At 46.6% G+C, this 6,795-nt stretch carries 4 protein-coding genes, 18 tRNA genes and 2 rRNA genes; 21 read left to right on the top strand and 3 right to left on the bottom strand.

The features are described 5' to 3' along the window. From KJS58_RS14225 to KJS58_RS14130, 20 genes are all read left to right on the top strand, one after another. Window positions 1-227: ribosomal RNA gene (locus KJS58_RS14225) — 23S ribosomal RNA — on the top strand; the annotation flags it as partial. A 204-nt stretch (window positions 228-431) separates the two neighbouring features. Beyond that, a 5S ribosomal RNA gene (gene rrf / locus KJS58_RS14220) occupies window positions 432-548 on the top strand. 49 nt (window positions 549-597) lie between these two features. Beyond that, window positions 598-674, top strand: a tRNA-Ile gene (locus KJS58_RS14215). A gap of 22 nt (window positions 675-696) precedes the next feature. After that, window positions 697-772, top strand: a tRNA-Ala gene (locus KJS58_RS14210). A gap of 4 nt (window positions 773-776) precedes the next feature. Next, window positions 777-852 (top strand) — tRNA-Asn (locus tag KJS58_RS14205). A gap of 5 nt (window positions 853-857) precedes the next feature. Further along, window positions 858-946, top strand: a tRNA-Ser gene (locus tag KJS58_RS14200). A 32-nt stretch (window positions 947-978) separates the two neighbouring features. After that, window positions 979-1,050 (top strand) — tRNA-Glu (locus tag KJS58_RS14195). 8 nt (window positions 1,051-1,058) lie between these two features. Further along, window positions 1,059-1,134 (top strand) — tRNA-Val (locus tag KJS58_RS14190). Between the two features lie 9 nt (window positions 1,135-1,143). Continuing rightward, window positions 1,144-1,217, top strand: a tRNA-Met gene (locus tag KJS58_RS14185). Between the two features lie 11 nt (window positions 1,218-1,228). Beyond that, window positions 1,229-1,305 (top strand) — tRNA-Asp (locus KJS58_RS14180). Between the two features lie 50 nt (window positions 1,306-1,355). Beyond that, a tRNA-Thr gene (locus KJS58_RS14175) sits at window positions 1,356-1,431 on the top strand. A gap of 10 nt (window positions 1,432-1,441) precedes the next feature. Then, window positions 1,442-1,527 (top strand) — tRNA-Tyr (locus tag KJS58_RS14170). A 27-nt stretch (window positions 1,528-1,554) separates the two neighbouring features. Then, a tRNA-His gene (locus tag KJS58_RS14165) sits at window positions 1,555-1,630 on the top strand. A gap of 20 nt (window positions 1,631-1,650) precedes the next feature. Next, window positions 1,651-1,725 (top strand) — tRNA-Gln (locus KJS58_RS14160). Window positions 1,726-1,735: 10 nt separating this feature from the next. Continuing rightward, a tRNA-Lys gene (locus tag KJS58_RS14155) sits at window positions 1,736-1,808 on the top strand. A 13-nt stretch (window positions 1,809-1,821) separates the two neighbouring features. Further along, a tRNA-Leu gene (locus tag KJS58_RS14150) sits at window positions 1,822-1,908 on the top strand. 8 nt (window positions 1,909-1,916) lie between these two features. Next, window positions 1,917-1,991: transfer RNA gene (locus tag KJS58_RS14145), tRNA-Gly, on the top strand. Between the two features lie 9 nt (window positions 1,992-2,000). After that, window positions 2,001-2,077: transfer RNA gene (locus KJS58_RS14140), tRNA-Arg, on the top strand. A gap of 9 nt (window positions 2,078-2,086) precedes the next feature. Next, window positions 2,087-2,160, top strand: a tRNA-Pro gene (locus tag KJS58_RS14135). Window positions 2,161-2,169: 9 nt separating this feature from the next. Further along, a tRNA-Gly gene (locus tag KJS58_RS14130) sits at window positions 2,170-2,240 on the top strand. Window positions 2,241-2,313: 73 nt separating this feature from the next. On the opposite strand, the gene KJS58_RS14125 is transcribed toward KJS58_RS14130, so the two are convergent. The 3 genes from KJS58_RS14125 to KJS58_RS14115 form a co-directional block, all read right to left on the bottom strand. Beyond that, window positions 2,314-3,228, bottom strand: coding sequence for a TauD/TfdA dioxygenase family protein (locus KJS58_RS14125; protein ID WP_213533199.1), 915 nt, complete (start codon window positions 3,226-3,228; stop codon window positions 2,314-2,316). A 264-nt stretch (window positions 3,229-3,492) separates the two neighbouring features. Continuing rightward, window positions 3,493-4,518, bottom strand: a complete 1,026-nt coding sequence (locus KJS58_RS14120) for an aliphatic sulfonate ABC transporter substrate-binding protein (RefSeq protein WP_213533197.1) — start codon at window positions 4,516-4,518, stop codon at window positions 3,493-3,495. Window positions 4,519-4,582: 64 nt separating this feature from the next. Then, window positions 4,583-5,506, bottom strand: coding sequence for a TauD/TfdA dioxygenase family protein (locus KJS58_RS14115; protein WP_213533195.1), 924 nt, complete (start codon window positions 5,504-5,506; stop codon window positions 4,583-4,585). A gap of 474 nt (window positions 5,507-5,980) precedes the next feature. Between KJS58_RS14115 and KJS58_RS14110 the strand changes: the two genes are divergently transcribed. Next, entirely contained in the window at window positions 5,981-6,760 is a 780-nt protein-coding gene (locus KJS58_RS14110; RefSeq protein WP_213533193.1) for an ABC transporter ATP-binding protein, read from the top strand. Window positions 6,761-6,795: the final 35 nt, after the last annotated feature.

Genomic DNA, 6,795 nt, shown 5'->3' with positions numbered 1-6,795 from the left:
ACCGGGATGGACATACCGCTGGTGTACCAGTTGTTCCGCCAGGAGCATCGCTGGGTAGCTATGTATGGAAGGGATAAGCGCTGAAAGCATCTAAGCGCGAAGCCCACCTCAAGATGAGATTTCCCAATGAGTAAGACCCCTTGAAGACGACGAGGTAGATAGGCTGGGGGTGGAAGTGCAGCAATGCATGGAGCTGACCAGTACTAATCGGTCGAGGGCTTATCCTACAAGCTTTCTGAAGGAAAGCTACTTCGGAAGCATAAGCTATATAAATCGCAAAGATTGTTTCGTTCTAGTTTTCAGGGAGCAAATCCTTGAGGAAAACTAAACGCTTGTTTCTTGATTCACACTTCGGTGTTGAACCCAAGCAAACGCGAAGAGTGTATAGATTTTTCGAAGATTTTCGAGAAGCGTAAGCTAAGAAAATCCTGTTTGGTGGCGATAGCGGAGGGGTTCCACACGTACCCATCCCGAACACGACCGTTAAGCCCTCCAGCGCCGATGGTACTTGGACCGCAGGGTCCTGGGAGAGTAGGACGCCGCCAAGCGAATACCCTTATGGGTTATTTTTTCGCCTAATCGTTTAATTAACGATAAGGGCCCTTAGCTCAGCTGGTTAGAGCGCACCCCTGATAAGGGTGAGGTCGGTGGTTCGAGTCCACTAGGGCCCACCATTTAACTTCATAATCCCATTATGGGGCCATAGCTCAGCTGGGAGAGCGCCTGCCTTGCACGCAGGAGGTCAGCGGTTCGATCCCGCTTGGCTCCACCAATATTCCCTGATAGCTCAGTTGGTAGAGCACTCGACTGTTAATCGAGTTGTCACAGGTTCGAGCCCTGTTCGGGGAGCCACTTTTGGAGAAGTGTCCGAGCTGGCCGAAGGAGCACGATTGGAAATCGTGTAGGCGTCACAAGCGTCTCGAGGGTTCGAATCCCTCTTTCTCCGTTGCGAACTTTTTAGAATATTTAATACAGTAAGGCCCGTTGGTCAAGGGGTTAAGACACCTCCCTTTCACGGAGGTAACAGGGGTTCGAATCCCCTACGGGTCACTTTATATGGAGATTTAGCTCAGCTGGGAGAGCATCTGCCTTACAAGCAGAGGGTCGGGGGTTCGATCCCCTCAATCTCCACCATATAAATATCGCGGGGTGGAGCAGCTCGGTAGCTCGTCGGGCTCATAACCCGAAGGTCGCAGGTTCAAATCCTGCCCCCGCAATTGTAATACTTGGAACTGTGGTGTAGAGGCCTAACATGCCTGCCTGTCACGCAGGAGATCGCGGGTTCGAATCCCGTCAGTTCCGCCACTTTTATCTTAACTCCAGTAAAATGGAGTATGGTATATCGTAATCATTTAGCCGGTGTAGCTCAACTGGTAGAGCAACTGACTTGTAATCAGTAGGTTGGGGGTTCAAGTCCTCTCGCCGGCACCAGTTTCATTATGGAGGATTAGCGAAGTGGCCAAACGCATCAGACTGTAAATCTGCTCCCTTACGGGTTCGGTGGTTCGAATCCATCATCCTCCACCAGATTTATTTTTAAAGTATTTTGTTATGGCGGTCGTGGCGAAGGGGTTAACGCACCGGTCTGTGGCTCCGGCATTCGTGGGTTCAAGTCCCATCGATCGCCCCATTTTTAAACCTTATCACTGTTGGGGATTAGCCAAGCGGTAAGGCAACGGACTTTGACTCCGTCATGCATAGGTTCAAATCCTATATCCCCAGCCATTTTTAGTACGAGCCATTAGCTCAGTTGGTAGAGCACCTGACTTTTAATCAGGGTGTCGAAGGTTCGAGCCCTTCATGGCTCACTTTTATATATATGCGGTCGTGGCGGAATTGGCAGACGCGCACGGTTCAGGTCCGTGTGGGCTAACCCCCGTGGAGGTTCGAGTCCTCTCGACCGCACCATATATTTCGCGGACGTGGCTCAGCGGTAGAGCATCGCCTTGCCAAGGCGAGGGTCGCGGGTTCGATTCCCGTCGTCCGCTCCAATCATATATGCGCCCTTAGCTCAGCTGGATAGAGCGTTTGACTACGAATCAAAAGGCCGGGAGTTCGAATCTCTCAGGGCGCGCCATTTAAATAACGGGATGTAGCTCAGCTTGGTAGAGCACCTGGTTTGGGACCAGGGGGTCGCATGTTCAAATCGTGTCATCCCGATATTTATACGCGGGTGTAGTTCAATGGTAGAACTTCAGCCTTCCAAGCTGATAGCGTGGGTTCGATTCCCATCACCCGCTTCACAGTAAACCCCTTCGCGAAAGCGAAGGGGTTTTTTAATATTACGATATGGAGCAGGGAACAGGTAGTGTATTAATCGGCCTGTTCTTTTTTTGGCTGGAGCGTTATACTTCTGCGGCCATCAGTACCAATCGGAATGTCGCCAGCAATGGTAACACGCCGTACTACACGGTGTTCATCGCCATAGTCATTAATTGCATAATGCTGTGTTGCTCGGTTATCCCAAACCACCACATCGCCTACAGCCCAGCTCCAGCGAACTGTATTTTCAAGTCTGGTAACGTGCTCTTGTAAAATATTAATGATTCGATCTGAATCTGCGGTTCTGAGCCCCGATATCCTTCTTACAAATTGCCCTAATAGTAAGTGACGTTCCCCTGTTTCGGGATGAACTCTTACGACGGGATGCTCTGTTTGATATACCGTTGAGGCAAAAACATGGTTCTTTCGCTGCGTCTGCTCTCTTGCGACTTCTTGTTGGGCAGGGGCTACATAATCAAAAGCATTGGAGTGGATTGCCCGAAGGCTGCCTGCGAGCTCTTTTAATTCAGGAGATAGATCTTCATAGGCCGCTGCCGTGTTGGCCCATACGGTGTCCCCTCCAGCAGGAGGAATCACCACTGAGCGCAGAATGGATGCTTTGGGATAAGCTTCAACAAAGGTAACATCAGTGTGCCAAGCGTTAGCACGGCCTCCATGGGCAGAATCCAGCTCAAGTACAGCTCGGGTTCCATCTTTTACGGGGACAGTAGGATGTGCATACAGTTCTCCTAAAAGTTTGGCAAAGCGCTCTTGACCCTCATCATCTAGTTGATGTTGATCTCGGAAGAAGAGGACTTTGTACTTGAGCAGAGCTTCTTGAATGGATTCAACGACTGCAGGGAAGAGATCCTCAGCTAAATCAATACCTCTCACTTCCGCTCCAATTCTTCCGGCTACTGGTACGATTTCAAGCTGAACTACCTGGTTATGAGTAACATTATTCATGAATAATTTCCTCCTTGGGTAGGCGGTCTCCCGCCATATTGGTAGATAATCGATCAATAATTTACACAAAAAAGTAATGGGCGCAAATTAAGAGAAACAATAGGAACACGGAAGGCAGAATATTATGGAGAGTATACAGATAACGGAACCTGTACTAATTTACCTGCGTTAATACCAGATAGAGAGGCACAGTAACTGTAAGTACTCTTGTGTCTTTTATACTTTAATCATTCGGACTAAAAGCAACGGGGGGTAGCAGTTCATTTAATTCAGTTCTTCAACAAACGTATTGTTAATTGCTTTTGCAAAGTCAGGCTTCTTTTTTAAGAATTTATTGTTTAGCAGTATTTCGGAGGATGCCTCATGGGCTTGTAGAGCCTCAGGCGTATAGACGGAGAGTTGATTGGCACTTCGCTCTAGCACCGTCTTGATGACAGAAGCAGGCATTTTAGAATGTTTCTCATAAAGAGCAGCCGCTTCGTCGAGGTTATCGCGCTGCCAGTCGAGTGTCTTTTGGTACACTTTTAAATATTCTGTGACGAGTTCTGGATGTTCTTTGACAAAACCAGTTCTAGCGATCATGGATAAAGGAGCGAGGAATTCGCCTTTCACTTCAATGATTTTCGCCTTTTTTTGCTCAACACTTAAGGTTACATAAGGATCAAGGGTTATCCAGGCATCCAGTTGTCCTGTCTCAAAAGCAGCTAAAGCATCATCTGCTTGCAGATTGATCTGTTTAACATCATCCTGGGATAGACCGATGGACTGCAATATTTTGATTAAGTACACGTGGCTTGTCGTCCCTTTGGCAACACCAATCGTTTTTCCTTTTAAATCAGCAACAGAAGAGATCGTGCTATTCACAGGAACAATCACCGTATTTAGATCTTTTCCATCACCTAACAGTCCGATAATTTCAAAAGGTAACTGATTGGCTAAGCCTGTGATCACTGCTCCGTCACCCATGGAAGAGAGATCTATCCGATTAGATACAAGGGCTTCCAGTATAGGAGGACCGCTCGTGAAATTACTCCACTCCACTTTGGCGCCTTTCTCTGCGAAGGCCTCATCAATCCATCCTTTTTCCTCTGCAATCATAAGAGGACTGATTCCTCCAAGGCGAGCAATATGAACAGTTACCTCGGCTGATTTACTTCCAGCAGCAGCTTCTGCAGATCCACCACTAATGGATGGGGAAGCTCCATTCTCATTACTGCAAGCGGTAAGCACCATGAGTAGAACGGTTACGAGTGTCACCATTTTGGATTTATTGCTTGAACGACGTTTCATTTTTTTAGCTCCCATCCAAAGTTTATGGTAAAGCGGAAATGCTGCAGCAAGGTAGCGAAAAGATCTAATAAGGACGATCTCCCGCTATCGATACTCTCTCTGCCACCCGGCGGTTAGGAAAATAATCGGATACAGCATAATGCTGGGTTGCTCTGTTATCCCAGAAGGCTACTGAATTAGGCTCCCAGCGGAAACGGATCTGATATTCGGGAATATGAGCCTGGCTGAACAGGTAATTGAGAAGTTGCTCGCTCTGCTCTTCTTCGAGTCCAACAATACGAATCGTAAAGATGGCGTTTACGAATAATGTTTTTCTCCCTGTCTCGGGGTGTGTACGTACGATAGGGTGTTCTGCGGGCGGGAATTCGGCTTGCTTCGCTTTGAGTACATCAGGCGATAGAAAGCGACCAAAAGTAGAGGTGAAATCGTGTATAGCGGTTAGACCATCAATGCGTTCTTTGATCTCGTCTGGCAGATTATCGTAGGCAGCTCCCATGTCGCACCATAATGTATCTCCACCTAGAGCCGGAACTTCAGAGAGGCGGAGAACAGATCCAAGAGCAGGCTCTTGACGCCAGGATACATCCGTATGCCAAATATTTTCGTTACCAGTCATATTGGCATTTTTCTCAAAACGGGTAATCTCCTCTGCATTTCCTTGAGGCAAGAAAGGGTGTTTTTCGAGTTCACCCCACTCTTTGGCAAAAGCAACTTGCTGTTCACTGGTGATATCTTGATTACGGAAGAAGAGAACTTTCCATTCGAGAAAGGCACGATGGAGCTCTGTTTTTAATTCTGAGTTGAGGGGAACTGCTAAATTGACACCTTCAATTTCCGCACCCAGCAGGGGACCTAGGGGTTTGAGCGTAAACAAAGTGTATGGCTGCTCTGGTGGACTTCCCTCCGCTAAGCGATGTAATTGACTGGCACCTGCTTTGAGTTCTCTGCTTGGCACATAACTACGAGATAAATAGGCAGTTTGATTCATGATGGTCTAGCCTCCTTTTACAATGTATTCACACCTGTTTAGTAGTATTTAGCCGAAAAAAAAGGACGACAGGATTTGGGAGATCACAAAGTGGTTCTTTGATCTCCAAATCTCTGGTCGTCCAGTAGATTCAGCTAGATAGCGTTGCTTTGATGGACCAAATCTTATCAGTCTGCAAATCATCTTGTCAACCCTTATTTTTATTTATATAGAAAATAATGTAACTGCATTCTTTGTATGTACTATTAATAAAACTAATCCATACTAAAATAATCGGGTATTGACAAGATTCTTTTCCCTTGATAAGATGAGCCAAATCATATACGGTGACCCAAAGTTTTTGGGGACTACGAATTGACTGGAACCACCAGAGATTCGGCAAGCATATCAGGTGCTGTCGGATCTCTTTTTTTATGGTCAGAAGTTCAGTACGGCAAGATCAAGAACAATGATAATGAATCGGAGGGACTGTAGATGTTAAATGATGAACTACGCAACATATTAGAGATTAATGAGGTTAGTAAAACGTTCCGAAGCGAGCAAGGCGATACACATGTACTGGATTCCATAGATTTGTCTGTGAAGGAAGGAGACTTTACTACGGTCATCGGACCCAGTGGATGCGGAAAAAGCACCTTGCTTAAAATTATAGCAGGGCTTGATCGGGATTATGAAGGGGAGGTATTGCTCAAGGGGAAAAGGGTGGAGCGTCCTTCTCAAGAGAAGGGATTTATTTTTCAAGAACCGAGATTATTCCCTTGGCTGAATGTAGAGAAAAATATCGCAGCTGATCTGTCTCTCAAAAATCAGGATGTAAGAAATGATGTACAGCGGCTGATTGAACTGGTTAAATTGAACGGTTTTGAAAAGTCCTATCCACGGCAGTTATCAGGCGGGATGTCTCAGCGGGTAGCTATCGCAAGAGCACTTCTTCGTGAACCTGAAGTACTGCTGTTAGATGAGCCATTTGGAGCGCTCGATGCTTTCACTAGGGGGCATATGCAAGAGGCGCTGCTGGATATATGGCAAACGAATAAAACAGCAATGGTCCTCGTCACGCATGACATTGATGAAGCTGTGTTTTTATCAACACGTGTTGTTGTGATGGACCGGCGCCCAGGGCGAATAAAATCGATTGTCCCGATTGACCTGCCTTATCCACGCAAAAGAACAAGCCGTGCTTTTACAGAACTGCGTACACATGTACTGGAAGAGCTTGATCATCGGGAGGAACAGGAGGCTTATAGTATCTAAGCAGGCATTAGCAATACAAATATAAGATATAAAGG

The organism is Paenibacillus sp. J45TS6, assembly GCF_018403285.1.
Lineage (GTDB): Bacteria > Bacillota > Bacilli > Paenibacillales > Paenibacillaceae > Paenibacillus.
This window is presented reverse-complemented; position numbering and strand designations above follow the sequence as displayed.